The organism is Microcystis panniformis FACHB-1757, assembly GCF_001264245.1.
GTDB lineage: Bacteria > Cyanobacteriota > Cyanobacteriia > Cyanobacteriales > Microcystaceae > Microcystis > Microcystis panniformis.
Genome location: NZ_CP011339.1, coordinates 2,576,899 through 2,594,172 on the forward strand (window position 1 = coordinate 2,576,899; position 17,274 = coordinate 2,594,172).

The 17,274-nt window shown below is 40.0% G+C and carries 12 protein-coding genes and 4 pseudogenes; 7 read left to right on the plus strand and 9 right to left on the minus strand.

The genetic code is table 11. The annotated features are described in order from the left end of the window. Positions 1 to 33 precede the first annotated feature (33 nt). The 5 genes and pseudogenes from VL20_RS32670 to VL20_RS12500 form a co-directional block, all read left to right on the plus strand. Positions 34 to 345 (plus strand): annotated as a pseudogene (locus VL20_RS32670) (transposase); the annotation flags it as partial. A 746-nt stretch (positions 346 to 1,091) separates the two neighbouring features. Beyond that, a complete protein-coding gene (locus VL20_RS12485) occupies positions 1,092 to 1,400 on the plus strand; it encodes a DUF6679 family protein (RefSeq protein WP_002757875.1) in 309 nt (102 codons plus the stop codon). Between the two features lie 287 nt (positions 1,401 to 1,687). Further along, a pseudogene (locus VL20_RS12490) lies at positions 1,688 to 2,148 on the plus strand (cupredoxin domain-containing protein). Beyond that, the gene (gene cax / locus VL20_RS12495) at positions 2,145 to 3,230 is read left to right on the plus strand and encodes a calcium/proton exchanger (RefSeq protein WP_052276680.1); all 1,086 of its coding nucleotides are present in this window, start codon (positions 2,145 to 2,147) and stop codon (positions 3,228 to 3,230) included. The pseudogene VL20_RS12490 and the gene cax overlap by 4 nt, the downstream one beginning before the upstream one ends. Before the next feature lie 413 nt (positions 3,231 to 3,643). After that, a complete protein-coding gene (locus tag VL20_RS12500) occupies positions 3,644 to 5,263 on the plus strand; it encodes a S8 family serine peptidase (protein WP_052276681.1) in 1,620 nt (539 codons plus the stop codon). Positions 5,264 to 5,343: 80 nt separating this feature from the next. Here VL20_RS12500 and VL20_RS12505 read toward each other — a convergent pair whose 3' ends face one another. The 5 genes and pseudogenes from VL20_RS12505 to cbiD all read right to left on the minus strand — a co-directional run bounded on the left by VL20_RS12505 (position 5,344) and on the right by cbiD (position 11,581). Continuing rightward, entirely contained in the window at positions 5,344 to 6,621 is a 1,278-nt protein-coding gene (locus VL20_RS12505; protein WP_052276682.1) for a DNA cytosine methyltransferase, read from the minus strand. Positions 6,622 to 6,706: 85 nt separating this feature from the next. Continuing rightward, positions 6,707 to 7,345: a HEPN domain-containing protein gene (locus tag VL20_RS12510; protein WP_002741907.1), complete on the minus strand. Its 639-nt coding sequence runs from the start codon at positions 7,343 to 7,345 to the stop codon at positions 6,707 to 6,709. 13 nt (positions 7,346 to 7,358) lie between these two features. Then, positions 7,359 to 8,600, minus strand: a complete 1,242-nt coding sequence (locus VL20_RS12515) for a DUF262 domain-containing protein (protein WP_052276683.1) — start codon at positions 8,598 to 8,600, stop codon at positions 7,359 to 7,361. A gap of 88 nt (positions 8,601 to 8,688) precedes the next feature. Next, positions 8,689 to 10,314 (minus strand): glutamine-hydrolyzing GMP synthase, encoded by a 1,626-nt coding sequence (guaA, locus tag VL20_RS12520; RefSeq protein WP_052276684.1) that lies wholly within the window; start codon positions 10,312 to 10,314, stop codon positions 8,689 to 8,691. Between the two features lie 140 nt (positions 10,315 to 10,454). After that, positions 10,455 to 11,581 (minus strand): annotated as a pseudogene (gene cbiD / locus VL20_RS12525) (cobalt-precorrin-5B (C(1))-methyltransferase CbiD). Positions 11,582 to 11,856: 275 nt separating this feature from the next. Here cbiD and VL20_RS12530 point away from each other — a divergent pair. After that, entirely contained in the window at positions 11,857 to 12,714 is an 858-nt protein-coding gene (locus tag VL20_RS12530; protein WP_052276685.1) for an Rpn family recombination-promoting nuclease/putative transposase, read from the plus strand. Between the two features lie 157 nt (positions 12,715 to 12,871). Here the strand turns inward: VL20_RS12530 and VL20_RS12535 are convergent, their stop codons facing one another. The 4 genes from VL20_RS12535 to VL20_RS12550 form a co-directional block, all read right to left on the minus strand. Further along, positions 12,872 to 13,624 (minus strand): hypothetical protein, encoded by a 753-nt coding sequence (locus VL20_RS12535; protein ID WP_128575205.1) that lies wholly within the window; start codon positions 13,622 to 13,624, stop codon positions 12,872 to 12,874. A gap of 164 nt (positions 13,625 to 13,788) precedes the next feature. Beyond that, positions 13,789 to 14,079, minus strand: coding sequence for a nucleotidyltransferase family protein (locus tag VL20_RS12540; RefSeq protein ID WP_052276687.1), 291 nt, complete (start codon positions 14,077 to 14,079; stop codon positions 13,789 to 13,791). A 65-nt stretch (positions 14,080 to 14,144) separates the two neighbouring features. After that, the gene (locus VL20_RS12545; protein ID WP_052276688.1) at positions 14,145 to 15,086 is read right to left on the minus strand and encodes a hypothetical protein; all 942 of its coding nucleotides are present in this window, start codon (positions 15,084 to 15,086) and stop codon (positions 14,145 to 14,147) included. Positions 15,087 to 15,486: 400 nt separating this feature from the next. Then, complete coding sequence (locus VL20_RS12550; protein ID WP_002789806.1) at positions 15,487 to 16,254, minus strand: DUF6816 family protein; 768 nt, start codon at positions 16,252 to 16,254, stop codon at positions 15,487 to 15,489. 35 nt (positions 16,255 to 16,289) lie between these two features. On the opposite strand from VL20_RS12550, the pseudogene era reads away from it, so the two are divergent. After that, positions 16,290 to 17,245, plus strand: a pseudogene (gene era / locus VL20_RS12555) (GTPase Era). The last annotated feature ends 29 nt before the right edge of the window (positions 17,246 to 17,274 follow it).

Genomic DNA, 17,274 nt, shown 5'->3' on the forward strand with positions numbered 1-17,274 from the left:
CTTGAGTAAAAAATGCAAGTTGTAGCCGTGCAAAGTATAACCGCCAAACAAATCTCTCGCTTAGTCGGTGTCGCACCGATTAATCATGATAGTGGTCAACATAAAGGTAAGCGGATGATTCAGGGGGGTCGCGCTCAGATTCGGGCGACTCTTTACATGGGGGCGGTGGTGGCTATGCGTCATAATCCGGTGATTAAAACCTTTTACGAACGCCTAGTCGGACGCGGTAAATCAAAAAAACTGGCTCTGACTGCTTGTGTGCGGAAAATCTTAGTTATTCTTAATGCAATGGTTCGCCAAAATCAGCCTTGGCAGCTTGCTGACAATTTACCACCTTGTTCCTAGAGATTCACACTTTTTGTTATCTCTGATCAAGGGTTGCGCTTGCTTTGGTTTAACCTGAGCGACTTAGTTTTTGCTGCGCTTTTTTCTGGCTTGAGATTTTAGGTTCGACAGCAACTCCTTGATTGTTTTTTGAGTTACCCCTTGACAATCAAGACAGTCGCTACGTTCATCTTATATTTAATTCCACCCACCCACTTATTTATCGGCCAACGGAATCAAGTGGCGAGCGATGCCCCATGACTTGCCAAGATGGCAGAGCGTCTATAGCTATTTTTCGGGGTTGGAAAGGGGACGGTACTGATAGCATTGTTCAAAAGTAATGGCAGATATGGTTAATTGCCCTCACCCCCAAACTCCCCCTGCCCTACCGATGTGGGGGGTGGAGGGGCGCAAGAGGGGAGTAGGATACCTGCCATGAATAAAGAAAAATGGCATAACCTCATCCCTAAACCTCATTCCCGATTCCATCCAGGAATACTGTTAGGAAGTGAAAATTTATGTCACAATGACTCTATAAGGGCGATTTTTTAGTGAATCGCCGAGGCCGTCTATTAATCGAATCGATGTCTTTGAAGAACGTAGCCCCAAACTGGAAACCTGACTTTCCTTTCCCATTCTTGCCACTACTAGCGGAATTTTTCTCCCTTTTGTGTTACCCACGGGAATTCTTGAGCTATTGCTGAGATTGGCATTTTGTCACTTCCCGTTAGTTGAATCCAACAAAAGAAGCTGTTTAGGAGCAATTTATGTTACACCGCAAGATTTATCAATTCTGTATGGATGGTCAGGAAGTCTGCATTTTCTTGCGCGATCAGCAAAGATGGATCGATAATGCCCGTATTGTCGATCTAGAAAGCGATCTCGTCACCATTCGCTACGAAACAGAAGAAGAAGACGAGATTAGTTCTTGGGAAGAAATGGTGCGTTTAGAAAGTATCGGTGCGGTGAGCAGAAAACTGGCATCGGTGTCGCGGACGAATCCTGATATTAATGTCTCGGAAGATTGTCCGGAAGCAGAACAACTTTATCCCCATTCTCCCGATAGCTTAGATTAATTTTGTCGATTTAACTGACAGTGGCTAGAAGTCCCGCGGTTTTAACCATGACCAAGGGACTTTTAAGGGATAGAAGGGAAAAGAGCCGGTAAGTAGAGAGGCACAATTATTTGTAGGATGGGTTAGCAGTAGCGTAACATGAGCGGGCGTTGGGTTTCATGCTTCAACCCAACCCAACCTACGTTCATTTTATATTTAATTCCACCCACTCACTTAGGAATCACCACTTGTTGTAAAATTATCGTCAAAGCCGCCAGATTTTCTCTATTATCAGCTGGAGGAGCAAAATGAATTCTAATCCCTACTTCGCTGGCCAGTATATCTATCAAAAATTTGTGGCATTAGTAATAGTTTTAATTAGTTGTTGGTTAGTAACTTTTCCCGCCTTCGCCGGGTCCGCCCTCTAGAAGTTAAAATTAGTCTAGGCTCCGGGCAAGGAGAATTAAAATTCTTTCCTAGTCAATTAGACTTTATTGCTGGACAAAAATACAAATTAATCCTCGATAATCCCAGTCCCACTAAACATTATTTTACCGCTAAAGACTTCGCCGATGCTAGTTGGACGCAGAAAGTTGAAGCGGGAAAAGTGGAGATTAAAGGGGCGATTCACGAACTAGAATTAAAACCTAATGCACAGGCAGAATGGGTAATAGTTCCCCTCAAAACCGGTAAGTATAAATTAATCTGTACTATTCCAGGTCATGCTGAAGCGGGAATGGTGGGAGAAATTGCCATTAATAACCCATGAATTTAAGAAAAATTGTCTCCTTTGCTTTCCTATTATTTATTCCCCTATCGGTGGTCGCTAGTCGTCTTAATTGGGGAGATCAAGCTATTTTTATCACTGCCGCTTTATCGATCATTCCCCTGTCAATTTGGTTAAGTACGTCTGTGGAAAGAGTTGCCGTAGTTACTGGGCCAACTTTGGGAGGATTAGTTAATGCTATCTTCGGCAATACTACCACTTTAGTTATTGCCTTAATTGCCCTAAAAAAAGGCTTGGTGGACATCGTACAAGCCAGTATTACCGGTAGTATTCTCAGTGATTTATTATTATTTATGGGCATGGGAATGCTCACGGGAGGTATTCGCTACAAAGAGCAGGAATTTAAACCGATTTTAGCGCGGGTAAATGGTTCTTCCATGACTTTAGCAGTAATAGCGATCGCTTTACCAACTTTGGTAATATATACTTCTAACGTGGTGGAAGTTGCCGATATTCTCAGTCTTTCCCTAGTCACCGCCACGGTTTTATTAATAGTTTACGGGTTAACTTTATTATTTTCCCTGAAAACCCATAGCTATCTCTACGAAGTGGGATTAAGTAACGAAAATACCCCCGACAATCAGGTTAGTGAGGAAGAAAAAGCTCAAGTCTGGATTTGGTTACTTGTGCTGCTTACTTCCACCGTAGCTGTAGCCTATGAGTCAGATTTATTTGTTAATGTAGTGGAATCGGTGATGGAAGGATTTAATCTCACTCCTCTCTTTATCGGGGTGATTTTCATTCCTTTAATTAGCGATGTTTCTGGAATAGTTACCGTCACTCAATTAGCCCTAAAAAATCAGATGGATTTAACGGTTTCCGTGGCTATGGGTGATAGTTTATTGGTGGCTTTATTCGTGGCACCTTTATTAGTTTTTATCGGTCAATTTTGGCAGCAGCCGATGGATTTAAATTTTAATCCCTTTAACGTGGTGGCTTTGATTGTAGCGGTGATTGTTACTAATTTAATCAGCTTTACTGGTCGTTCCAATTGGTTAGATGGAACCCTATTACTAGCCACCTATTTAATCTTGGCAGTAGCTTTTTATTACCATCCCGCCTAGCCAAAAAAGAGATTTAGGTATTTTCTGAGATTGGGTGCATCTCATTTTTGTAAATCTACTAAGTTGGGATTTTTAAGGGGAAACTCTCTGCTAAAGTCGGGCATTACTTTCGATTTTTTCCCTCAATCCAAGCTTTTGGGGGGTTCTACCCCCCAAACCCCTAGGGTTGATTCATCGTAGGGTTGATTCATCGTAGGGTTGATTCATCCTAGGGTTGATTCATGAATCAACCCTACCCAAACCCCCCGTTGGGGGCGTGGCGCCGCCCCCAAACCCCGGAGCGCATTAGCTTTTCGGTGGGATGCTTACAGCCAGCTGCTGATATATCTGTAATAATTTAAGAGTTACTAATAATTGCTGATTGTCGGTATTTCTGCAAATGTGAGATTCACTCCTGAGATTTCTGTCTTAGAATGGATTGGTATCACCTTATCACCGCAGGATTGCTGATGATGAAAAGAGGGTTTTGGTTTGTCGTCGGGTTAGTGGTAACGATAATTCTGCTTCCTTCCCTGGTTCTTTCTAATTCCATCGGTGAACAGGGAATTTATGCTGATCGCTTGCGGGCGGAACCCTATAATTTATTAGGGCGAAAAATTGCCATCGGTCAAGTGGAAATCGGCCGACCGGCGCAGTTCGGTTATGATAAAGTGGCAGCTTGGCAGCCTCCCTATAAATTAGCTGGTGTTTTTTTTCGCAATCAAATTGCCAAACCCAACACCTATCTAGATAATCACGCCGCTATGGTGGCAACGGTGATGGTCAGTGATGATAAAAAAATCCCCGGAGTGGCCCCAAAAGCGAGATTATATTCGGGGGCGGTGGGTTCTTTGCGACGCGGTGGACAACCGGAAGAATGTCTTGCTAGTCAAAATATTGCCCGACAAAATAGCGGTGATGTCCGCGCGATTAACTTTAGTTTTGGGGAATCTTTGCAAAGAGATCAACGACAGGAACCAAAATTAGATGGTCAAGCTTTATTAACTCAATGTGTTGATTGGTCATCGCGAGTTGATGATGTTCTTTATGTAATTGCTGGTAATCAAGGTAAGGGAGGAATTCCCATTCCCACCGATCATTTTAACGGCATTACTACCGCTTATACAGCCAAAAGAGAAGGAAAATTCACTAAAGTTGATTTTGCTAATATTAGTGCTTTGCCGGTGGGTATTGGTCGCAGTTTAATTAAACGGGAAATTAATGATGGTTCGCGGCGCTCAATTAATTTAGTTGCCCCTGGCAATAAAATAGAGCTTTATGACCTCAAAGGTAAATTAAATACTGTTAGTGGCACCAGTTTCGCCGCCCCTCATATTACGGCATCGGTGGCACTTTTACAAGAATACGGCGATCAACAAATTAATCAAAAAAATCCCCATTGGAGTGTCGATTCTCGTCATCATCAAGTGATGAAGGCAGTCATGCTTAATGCTGCCGATAAAATTAAAGATACGGGGGATGGTTTACGGTTAGGTATGAGACGGACAGTCTTAACTAAGGATCAAAAAACTTGGTTAGACTCCGATGCTTATAAAGACCCGAAAATTCCTTTAGATATGCAGATGGGGACGGGACATCTTAACACTTTTCGCACCTACCAACAGTTTAGTAATGGTCAATGGTCAGCCACAGAATCTATTCCTGCCATTGGTTGGGATTACGCTACAGTTACCGCTAATAGTTATCAAGATTATGCCCTAGAGAAGCCATTAAAAGCTAATAGTTTTGTTTCGATAACTTTAGCTTGGGATCGTTTGGTAGAACTAATCGATACTAATCGCAATAATCTCTATGATATCGATGAAAGTTTCCAGGATCTCGGACTGAATAATTTAGATGTTTATCTTTTACCTGCCCAGGAGGATAATAATGCTAAATACACCTGTGCTTCCCTGAGTGATAGTGATAGTTTAGAGCATATTTTTTGTCCTGTCCCCATCTCTGGAAACTATAAAATTCGGGTTCAATATCGTCAACAAGTTAATGAGAAAGAACAAGCTTTTGCTCTCGCTTGGTGGACGGTTCCTGAATAATAAAAATGATAGTAAATTCTGTTGAAAAAGTCTAGGGGGAGTGAGAAGATGGGAGCAGGTTTTTAAAGTTCGATAGGCAGTTAATCGTACTGTCTCTGAGAGACACCTCGTTTTCTTTTCGGGATAACATCGTCAGGGATTCCCCAATAGTTTGATGCCTGAGACATATTATATAGCAATAAGTCTTCGGGCATTTTTTCTAAAATAACTCGGTTGAGATTAGCGGTATTAATATTCATTGCTCCCATCACAGAAGAGCCAAGTTCTTTCGATAATAGCGGAATAACCGCATTACCAATCTCACGAAAACCATGCCATATTGTGCGGTGAAACTGAAACCAATCGGGGAATGTATGTAATCTGGCGGCTTCTCGTACAGTAATACAACGAGGAATAGAATAGTGAATGGGTCTAGGAGCAGTATAGGCTCCTTTGTCGCTATTAGTTCCGGCCCGGAGAGTGTTACATAAACCAGTGGGAGAAAGCTTTAAAAAGCGACTTTTTGGTTCCACTGTACCCGGTTCGGTTAAGATAAATCTATCAATTGATCTTTGGGTATGAACTGAGCCTATATGTCCATAGATTTTTATATCTACTGTTCTTTGATGGCAAAGTTTAAAAATATCCCTTGGCTGCACTGAATATTTTTTCCTCTTACCACTATAATCTAATTTTGATGCGGGTATGCCTAAATCAGTATCGATAAAGGCTGGTATTAATTCTAAATCTGAAATCGCATCATAGACGCTGGTAAAAGCTGATTTTTTGGCTGGGTTTAAATCGACGGTCTTTGTCAAAGGATATTTAGCCATCGTCACGTCTTTTCGACTACCAATTAAGATTAATCTTCTGCGCTTTTGTGGGGCCCCGTATTCACTGGCATCAAGGATTTTAATTGGCTGATTAATTGTATAGCCAATAGCTTCAAATTCAGAGATTAACTCCTCTAAAAATTGTTTGTGTTTACCCGTAGCCATGCCGGGGACATTTTCAAAGATAAAATACTTGGGTTTAATTTCTGCTACAATCCGCAGATATTCAAATACAAGAGAATTTCTAGGATCATCTATTTGTCGTTTACCAATCAATGAAAAACCTTGGCAGGGGGGTCCACCAGCAATTAAACTAACATCGGTGGCATAGCCTTTTAGTTTTAATAATTCCCATATTTCTCTACTTGTTACTTTGGCTATATCCCGGCAGATAGTTTGACAATAGGGAAAGTTAAAATGATGAACCAAGGAATGGACTGCATCAAACTCCACCGCTACAGCAATATCAAATCCCGCCGCTTCTAGACCAAGGGACATCCCACCGCAGCCAGCAAATAAATCGATCGCAATTGGTCTATGTTTCACTTTGATGATTAGCTCTCTATTGTCTGCCTTTTATTATACTGTATTTCTGATATAATTAACAATTTAAGTTTTATTAAGAGGGCAATTACTTGAGCAAGTTAGTAATCAATTGATCGACTTTCTCTAATTCTTGAATAATTTGTTTAACTCTTTCTAATTCGTCGGCAGGGTTAGGCGTTTTTTTCGTTTTTATTCCCGAAGAATGAGCGATTTCACCGCGTTCTTCTCCAAAAGTATTCATATTGGCTAACCAAACTTTATCTAAGTCATCACTATCGATGCCGATTGGTAAGAGTAATTTTAATAGGTTAGTTTCTTTAATCCCATGATTTTGATCGATAACTGATTTAAAACATCTAATCGCTATGTCAATTTTTTTAGTTATTTTCAGTTTGTCTAGGGAGACATTTTTGTTACCTTTAAGAGGAGTAATGGTATCGGGAGGATTTTCCATTTCTTGACCAGAAAAAGCGATTACACATAACAAAACTCGACCAGCTTTACCTTGATTATCCCAGATATTTTTTGCTGTCTGTACTGTATCCCAAACTCGATCTTCAAGATAAGATTCAATCTCAGCATGAGCAAAAACTCGATAGGCAAAAGTTAAAGCTAATTGTCTTTCAGAATAGTCATTTATCTCGCTGAATTTACGAGGTAGGAATTGTTTTTTGAGTCGATTTAATTCTTTGGTTAGTTGTCTAAATCTTAGAGATTTCGGCATAGTAAAAAAACAACTATCTTAACCCCTTAAAAATAATACGATTGTCTTCCATCTGAGGAATATTGAAGTTAATATCTAATACTTCTGATAAAGCTTGACCCCATAAATGAAAACGATCATAGGTTGATTGTTTAGTATTTGTACTAATTAATACAGCATTTTTAAATCGATCAACGGCAGTACGACATAAACTTTTAAATGCTTCTTCTACCTGTTCTTTGTTTGTCTCGGCAGCTGCTCTCATTAGATCATCGCAAAAGTAAAAAACCATCACATCTAAAATTGCTCGATTGAACTGACTTCGATAAGTTGCCGATTCAGGCAGCCAGAGACGGGAAAAGTTTTTCTCTCCAAAAATATTAATCGTTGTCTGGACAGCTTTTTCAAATTGATCAATAATATTTTTGATTTCTTCTGAGTTTTGATCCCATCGAGCATTAAGCGAAACACAAGCATTATCAAGAAATTTTTTAAGATCACCGCGATAATCGGATAAATAATAATGAAAAGCTACATAACGCAATAATATATCAGTGTCGCGCATCCGGAAATCGGGATAGGAAGATTTAAATATTTTCTTTAATGCTTGACTTTCGATCGCTCGATCATCTAAAAAATTAATAAAACCTCCTGGGTGTAATGCTTGTCTTAATTCTTGAGAAGACAAAGGGGTATTTTCCACATTGAGACGCAGAAAAATTTTATGGAGGAAACTCTCCGTTTTCCAATTACGGATAACAATCGTGCGGATAGTTTGATTATCCAGTTGGTCTAAGAAATCATTTAAATTGAAGTCATTTTTTAGATCTTGATATTGGCAGCCATTGAGATTATCTAGAAATTCTAAATCTTTTAAAGTAAAACTATTATTAGGTGTGTCACTGTCACCATAAAACTGTAAAATTGTTAGTAGGCGTTGTTTGCCATCAAGAACGATAAATTTCCCTTTTTCCTTGTTATTAGTAGCTAAGACAATCTGTGGGACTGGAAACCCTAGAATTAGGGATTCAATAAATCGACTTTTACGAGTAATATTCCAAGCATCTCGTCTTTGAAAGCGCGGATTGAGTTGAATATTTTCTCGAATTAATTGATCGCGGATCGTTGCGGTAGTCCAATCACTGCTGGCAACAACAGTGTCGGAGATTTCTTTGAGTTGTAGCTTTTTTTGGTTTGCTGATTCTCCTGCAATATCTTCTTCTTCTTCCGCAAAATCCACCGCTTCTATTTCTTCCCACATCTCTAACTGTGCCATGGTAGTAATTAATCTCCTCAATTGTCTATTCTGCAAAAATCCCGCCCCAATATTTGGACGGGACTAATAATCAATCAATAATTCAATACTACTCCCATTCTATAGTTCCGGGGGGCTTAGAAGTAATATCATAAACCACGCGGTTAACTCCCTTAACTTCATTGACAATGCGATTAGAAATTGTCTCCAATAAATCATAGGGAACCCGCGACCAATCGGCAGTCATTCCGTCTTCACTGCTGACTAAACGTAGGACAATAGGATAAGCGTAGGTACGTTGATCTCCCATTACTCCCACACTGCGGACAGGCAATAAAACCGCGAAAGCTTGCCAGAAATCGTGATACATTCCCTGCTTATTAATCTCGTCGCGCACTACCCAATCTGCATCGCGCAAAATATTTAATTTATCTGCGGTGACTTCCCCTAAAATGCGAATCGCTAAACCAGGGCCGGGGAAAGGTTGACGACGAACAATTTCTTCTGGAAGACCGATCGATCGTCCTAATTTTCTCACCTCATCCTTAAATAATTTTCGCAGGGGTTCGACTAATTTAAACCGGAGATTTTTCGGCAGTCCACCAACGTTATGATGACTTTTAATTTTAACCGCGACTCTTTCCCCGGTTTTGGGATCCACATTACTATCGGCCGATTCAATCACATCGGGATATAAAGTTCCTTGGGCCAGATAATCAAAGGGTCCCAAACGATTTGATTCTTCTTCAAACACCTGAATAAATTCATGGCCGATACGACGGCGCTTTTCCTCGGGATCGGTGACACCGGCAACCTGCGCTAAAAATCGCTTTCTAGCGTTGACATACTGGACTCCGATATGGAATTGCTCGTTAAATATCTGCATTAATCGTTCTGGTTCACCCTTACGCATGAATCCCTGATCGATAAACATACAGGTTAGTTGATCACCGATCGCTCGATGCAAGAGGAATGCTAAGGTAGAGGAGTCCACACCGCCGGATAAAGCCAATAAAACTCGCTTATCGCCCACTTTTGCCCTAATTTCTCGGATCGATTCCTCGACAAAAGCTTCCGTAGTCCAAGTGGGTTCGCATTTGCAGATATGATAGACGAAATTGCGAATTAAGGCGATTCCTCCCACAGAATGGACAACTTCCGGGTGAAACTGCACTCCAAAGAGTTTTTTCTTGTGGTCGGCAATGGCCGCACAATCGGTATTATCGGTATGAGCGAGAATTTCAAAACCCGCAGGCAATTCCACGCAGGAATCCCCGTGACTCATCCAAGCGGTGGAACCGTCCTCGACATTGGTTAATAAATCGGTAGGATCGTTGATAAATAGGGATGCTTTGCCGTATTCGGCCCGTTTTGCCCGTTCCACCCTACCTCCTAACTGCTGTACCATCAACTGCATCCCATAGCAAACTCCGAGGATGGGTACACCTAAATTCCAAATTTCGGCATCACAGTGAGGCGCTCCAGGATCATAGACGGAATTGGGACCGCCCGAAAGAATTATTCCTTTCGGGTTGATTTGGGCCAATTGTTCGGCACTGGTACGATAGGAGAGAACTTCGGAGTAAACGTTCGTTTCCCGGATTCTGCGGGCGATTAATTCAGAATACTGGGAGCCAAAGTCAAGAATGATGATTATTTGACGATTAAGGCTATTAGTGAAGGACTCTGAGGGCAAAGTCTCTTGAGGGGTAGGAAGGGGGGTTTGAGTTGTCACTGCGATCAAAAAAAGAAACTGGCAGGAAAAGGTTAAAGTTTTGTAAACTAAATCGGCTATTGTTCTGAAAATAAGCTACAATAGTATGGCCTTATTAGTTTCATTTTTTAAGACTAAATATTCCCACGATCATAGCACGGTCACTGGGGAGTGACTGGTAGATTTTGCAAAAATTTAAGGCCATTTTCGCTTTTGCTGATCAAAGAACGAGAGCGATCGAATAAAATACAACCGACCCCAAGATGACCGTTACTGTGGTTATAAACGTATTCTTGGCAACGGCGATCAATCGTATTAGCCATTTCTCCATAGATGCGTTCCACCCAATTATCTCCCGTTTGCCGGTCTAATTGACGCAGATATTCCAGACCGTTTTCGCTGGTGCTACTGTCAAAAATTTGCTGGAGATGGGGGTAGCTAAACCCATTTTAGCGGCGTAGGCGGTGAGAATTTCCCGACGACCATCGGCCAGATGATGGTGAGTCTGAAAGATTCCCCCGGCAAGTTTAATTAATTTACCGTGATAACCAAACAAAAGAATTTCAGAGATTCCCTGTAATTGTGCCTCTAATAACATCGGCCCGATCCAATTGGCTGTTTTTACCAAAATATCAGGATTAATACCCATTTGAGGGGCTAAATCTAAGCCATTTTCCCCGATACAAAACACCAGGCGATCGAAACGACGGGATAAATTTTTTAATTGCTCGCGAAAGATTTCCAACTGTCCGGGAGCGCTCAGGGGTTGGGAAATGCCAGTAGTACCTAACAAAGATAATCCCTCTACCACCCCAAAAGCGGCGTTAGAAGTCCTTGTGGCCAGTTTTTTGCCTTCTGGAAGGATAATCGTTACTTTGATGCTTTCTTGGGGCAGTAACAGGGGTCTGAGGTTTTCTTGCAGCAGACGCTGGGCATAACTATAAATAGCTGATTTTCCGCCATTATCAACCTGGATGCCGATTCCCTCGCCTCCTTGAATCTCTATCTCTTGATTACCCGTTTTTCTTTCTACTAACGCCCATATAGGGGTATTTCTAGTTAAATCTAAATTGTCCCCCGGATCGCTGCGGGTGATAGCTAGGGCAGCATCGGGGTTCAGTCGGGCAACTTGTTCGATGGCAATTGTAACGGTTTCTGGCGGTTCTAAAAGATTAAAAGTAACGGAATTTAGTTCATTTTCGCCGTGGAGATGCTGGAGAGATGCGATCGCACTGGCACAGGCAAAAACCGGCAAAGTGTAACCCGAACGGGGTGGGGAGATAGACATAAATAGGGTTGATAGCCAATCAAATTAGCCGTAATCTGATTATAGAACTAGGGGGCAACTGCTGCTATTTTTGATGATTCTTTGACATCCTCACCACCCGGGGTGAGCGCATCTCAAATGCTATTGACAATTGACCAATTTTGTGATCCTTGTGAGAATTTCAAGTGATACCAGTCAATCAGAATAGTTACGAACTCTACCCCTTTGGTCGATTGTTGCTTAACAATTGAGATGGCAAATTCTACAATGAGACTAATTTATGATATGATGAAAGAATGTATGATAATGTTTGTCGAATCTTAGCGTCACTTTTTTCAAGGGATATAGCCACTTGGTTAATCGGAGAACCGATTACATTAACCGAGTTGGAACCGACTGAGTTACTGCTAGATCCAATTAGAGTAGATAGTTTGATTTTTTTACAATCAGAAGACTTAATTCTTCACATCGAATTTCAGACAGATCCGAAAGAAGATATTCCTTTTAGAATGGCTGATTATCGTCTGAGGATTTATCGTCGGGTTCCTCGAAAAAGAGTTTATCAAGTGGTTATTTATCTGAGAAAAAATCAATCTGCTGCTGTCAAAATTAATACCTTTGAGTTATTAGAACTACAACATCGTTATAATGTAGTTAGACTCTGGGAAGTTCCCAGTGAAACTTTTCTAGATGTATCAGGTTTACTTCCGTTTGCGGTGTTGTCTCAAACTGATAATCCAGAAAAAGTATTACAACAAGTAGCTCGTCAAATTGAAAAAATTTCTGATAACATAGAGAGAAATAACATTGCTGCCTCAACTGGTATTATTGCAGGGTTAGTTTTAAATCAATCTATCATTAAAAGATTACTCAAGGAGGAAATTATGAAGGAATCGGTTATTTATCAAGAAATTCTCGCTAAAGGAATCACAGAAGGTGAGATTTTAGGCTTTAAAAAAGGCGAAGCCAATCTAATTCTTAAACAAATTAATCGCCGAGTTGGTAATATTTCAACTGATTGGGTCAACAAAATTCAAGAATTATCTTTAGAACAATTAGAAGATTTAGGAGAAGCTTTATTAGATTTTACCTCTCAATCTGATTTAATTAACTGGTTTAATTATCTTGAAGAAAATAAAAAAAATATTAGATAGTTACACCCTGCAATCTAATAAATAATACTTGTCATTGATGAAAATTTTCTTTCCTGATCATAGCATTTTACCCGTACACAACCAATAACGCTATATTTGAGGAATTAAATCAAAGCGATCGCCTATAGCATTGTATAATAAAGTTGTCTTGAAATAATTAAGAGAAATTTACATAACTACTGATATAAATTAACGGAAGTTCTAGTAAATCTCGCTGATAAATGCTAGTAATAAAGAAACGTGCAGCCTTTTCTCGATGCTGATTTAGTCGTTGAATTTGAGACTGTACGGGGGTAAAATAACGATGATAAACATAACTGTCTTTTTCTTGCCAATTAAGGTATTGATAATGAGGATCATAAGCTAGTTTTTTAGCTTCTTCCGTGAGATTAATCGGACAGAGATCCACTTTATTTAAACAGATTAATAAGTGAGAAACTTGAGAGCATTCTTTGAGCAAAAAGTCAACCCATTTTTCAAATCTTTTGATCCATTGTTGACGAGTAATAAAATGATCTAGATTGTCTTTTTCAGGATTAATAATCTCTCGATAAGGTTCTAAAATAACTAAAACCGCATCTGCTGTCTGAATTTTATTTAATGTTTCTTGCCACTCATGAACATCTTGCCAAGATTTTCGCCAAATTTCTCCTAATGTATCAATTATATCTAAGTCAATTGTTTGAAGACCAGCTGTTAAATAAGCCTTAAACTCCATATATGTTTCAGAAAACCTGCACCCGTTTATTGTTCCTGCTCTTGTAATTCCTCTATCGTCAAGTATCAAAGATTTCATGAATTTATAATCGGGTTCTACAACTTTGATATAATGACCATCAGGATTAAGAATTTCTAGACAAAGATGTGTTTTTCCTGCAACGCGATCGCCGATACAAATAATTTGATTCACTTGTTTAACCTCCATGTTGTCAACTAATTGTAATTCTTTTCATTGGCAATAATTTGATGATTGAATTAATAAAGATTGATAGAATCTGTCTTTTCCCTCCTGTGTATAAGATTCGATTCGTTCAATTCTATCTAAAATATCACCTAAATAAATTAAGTCATCATTCATAAAGGAATCACCTCTTTCATGATTCTTTCCCGAAAACAATCTCGTAAACTGTTAATAGTAGCCACATCAACCTTACAGCCTAAATAATCTTCTAAGTCTTGAATTAAACCAATTCTATCTAATAAGTTGCGCCCTTGTTCCATTTCTACTAAAAAGTCAATATCACTGTCATTGCTGTCTTCTCCTCTGGCAACTGATCCAAATATTAGAATATTAAATGCTCCATGTTTTCGGGCAATTTTTATAATATTCTCTCGTTTTTCTTGAAGAAGTTGATAGCGTTTCATTTTCAGACTTTCCCGAATCACTCAATAATTTTTTGGGCAAGCAATATTAATTTTTTCTACAATAATTATAGCATTTTACCCGTACATAACCAATATAAGGGTTCAATTAGTCCAAAAGGTTGCCATTCTTGAGGATTTCTAATCACGGCAAATGCTCTCCCACTTTCTGATTGAATAATTGAATTTGGTTCGCAATATTTACCAAATACTCCGAAGGATGAAGTGGTGAAATATTCGACTTTTCCCTTGTCCTCCTGAGTCCAATTTTCTAGGATTTCATACATTTTAGGAAAGAGTCTTTGTACCAGACCACGAGGATCATCTCGATTAACCCAAAGTTCTGATAAATCACATTTCGTGACAGCAAAAGCGATACGACAACCTTGAGGGTTACGCTGTGTTAAATCTGTAGTAAATTTTTCTAAAGACTTAGCATATACCTCATCTTCTCGATGAGATGTTCCATCTATTGGTAAGAAATATCCACCTATATCACTAAATAAATCATCATAGTATTCTGTGAAGCTATGAGATGATGAAAACTCTCTAATATCTCTCAAGAGACTATCTGGCATATCGTAGATAGCAAATGAAACTTTTTCTGTATTTTTAGCCCAAAATAATCCTTTTATTTCCAGAGTAATAGTAAAACTATAGAAAGGATGCTGGCAAAAAATACCGTTAAATCCTGTTAGTTCTAAGTAGGTGGGTGGAATTAAATATAAGATGAACGTAGGTTGGGTTGAAGCATGAAACCCAACGCCCCGATGGGTTACGCTACCGCTAACCCATCCTACAAATGATTGTGCCTCCCTACTTAACATCAATTGCTTTTTTAAAATGTTTTCTGCCTCATCACTCAATTGTTTTGCAAACGGATCACTCGGTGTTACTTGACAAGATAAGACCTTTTTAGATTTTACCTGATGTTTTTGATGATAAGCTAAAGACGCAAGATAAGTGCTTAATCCTGCTGCATAAGAACCTATACCTATGATATTAGTCATAACATTTACCTCACAGAAATAATGCGTTAAAAAAAGGTTGAACAACTAGACGATTAACCCCACCTACAAACCCATCAAAGACCAATTCAAGAAAAAGAAACTTAGCTCACATTGAGCAGTTAATGGCGGTGGGAGCCTCGCTTTCTTGGCTGAGTAAAAGACAGTATAAATGAACTTCCCCGTTGACAAAAGGCCATAACATCTGCTGTAGGAGGGATTAAGAGTATTCAAGCAAATCGTCCCCAAGTCCTTCAATAAAGTCCGAAAACTAGGCCCGGGAAAGTTCTCTTAATTCCTTTTGGACATAATCTTAGGTTTTATGGCTAGGATTGTCTCTTGTCTTTTTTCTCCTCCTGTCTCCTCATCTAAGGGAAGATTGTTGATTTTTACAGGAGTTCTATTAATCTTTCAGCAATTCTAGGCGATAACGATACAAAGCTACAGGACGATTCGGCGCTTGGAAATAATCAGGGGATTGGGGGGAAAGATAAATGGCTGTCACCTGATCGCCTAGAATTTTATTAGGAGATAATAACTCATAAGCGGTGGTGGTTTCCACCTCATTAAGATAAGTATTGGTTTCTCCCCGGAAAATTTGTTGACTGATTTCTGTGGCAATAAATTGATTGCCGCTAGGAGTTTCGCTATTTCTGGCAATTACCGTGGAAATTAGTTGATGAGCGCCCCGTAAAAAGGTAATCTGACGATTGGGATTATTAGGGTCAGTTTTTACCGATAATACCGATTGACTACCCAAATAGGCGCGACTAATTGCTAAACCATTAAAGGATCGATCGGCCACAATTGATGGTTTACTGATAATAGTGGATAAAAAGGCAGCATTTATCGGTCTGGAAATAGCTTTCTCGATGAATCTCACCGGAAACTCGATCGATTTTTCTAGGTAACGACGATTACTTTCAAAACCAGGTGTGATAATCTGGGGAGCAAGAGGAGCGGTTAAATCGATTAGGGTACTGGTGACAGTCCAACTGCCTACCATCCAATCGGGATAAACTAAATCTCCACTGGCAAAACTAACCACTGGTTTAGTCATCCAGCGAGGATAATTAGTTAAGCGATCGCTTAAATTTCCTGCTATAGATAATTCTAAATGGTTACTACAGCCTAGAATCAATACTAACAAGAACAAAATTATCCTTTGCATGGGTAAAAATATTTTTTAAGTAATATTCTTTAATTATGAACGATTTGATCAACTCCCAAGCCTTTAATCTCGATTCGGCAGTAATTCCCATCGCACCCACTGGTTTTAAATCGGGTTTTATTGGCATTATTGGTCGTCCTAATGTGGGCAAATCCACCCTGATGAATCAATTAGTGGGACAAAAAATCGCCATTACTTCCCCCATCGCTCAAACTACCCGCAACCGTTTGCGCGGCATTGTCACCGACGAGCGCTCCCAGATGATTTTTGTCGATACCCCCGGCATTCACAAACCCCATCACGAATTAGGCAAAGTTTTAGTTAAAAATGCCGAAAACGCCATAAATTCTGTAGATTTAGTTTTATTTGTTGTCGATAGTAGTAATTTTTTGGGCGGTGGCGATCGCTATATCGCCGATTTACTGACTAAAAACCAAACTCCCACGATTTTAGGGCTAAATAAAGCCGATCAGCAACCGGAAGACCCGGAGCCTATCGACGATAGTTATCGCACCTTAGCGGCGGAAAATAACTGGTCTCTGCTGAAATTTTCGGCACTGGAGGGGACGGGAATCGCAGAACTGCAAAATCTGTTAACTGATTCCCTCGAAGTCGGTCCCTATTACTATCCCCCGATTTAGTCACCGATCAGCCGGAAAGGTTTATTATGGGCGAATTAATCCGCGAACAGATTTTACTGCAAACCCGTCAGGAAATTCCCCATTCTGTGGCGGTGGTGATTGAACGCGTCGAGGAAACTCCCGCTTTAACCAAGGTTTTTGCCGCCATTAACGTGGAACGAGCTTCCCAAAAAGGGATCGTCATCGGTAAAAATGGCAGTATGTTAAAAGCGATCGGCTCTTCCGCTCGATCGGCTATTCAAAAGTTAATCGCTGGGGAGGTATATTTAAAGTTATTTGTGAAGGTAGAACCGAAATGGCGACAATCTCGCTCACTTTTAGCAGAATTTGGCTATCGCACCGAGGAGTGAATTGGGGTGTGGGGTGTGGGGAGAAGCTT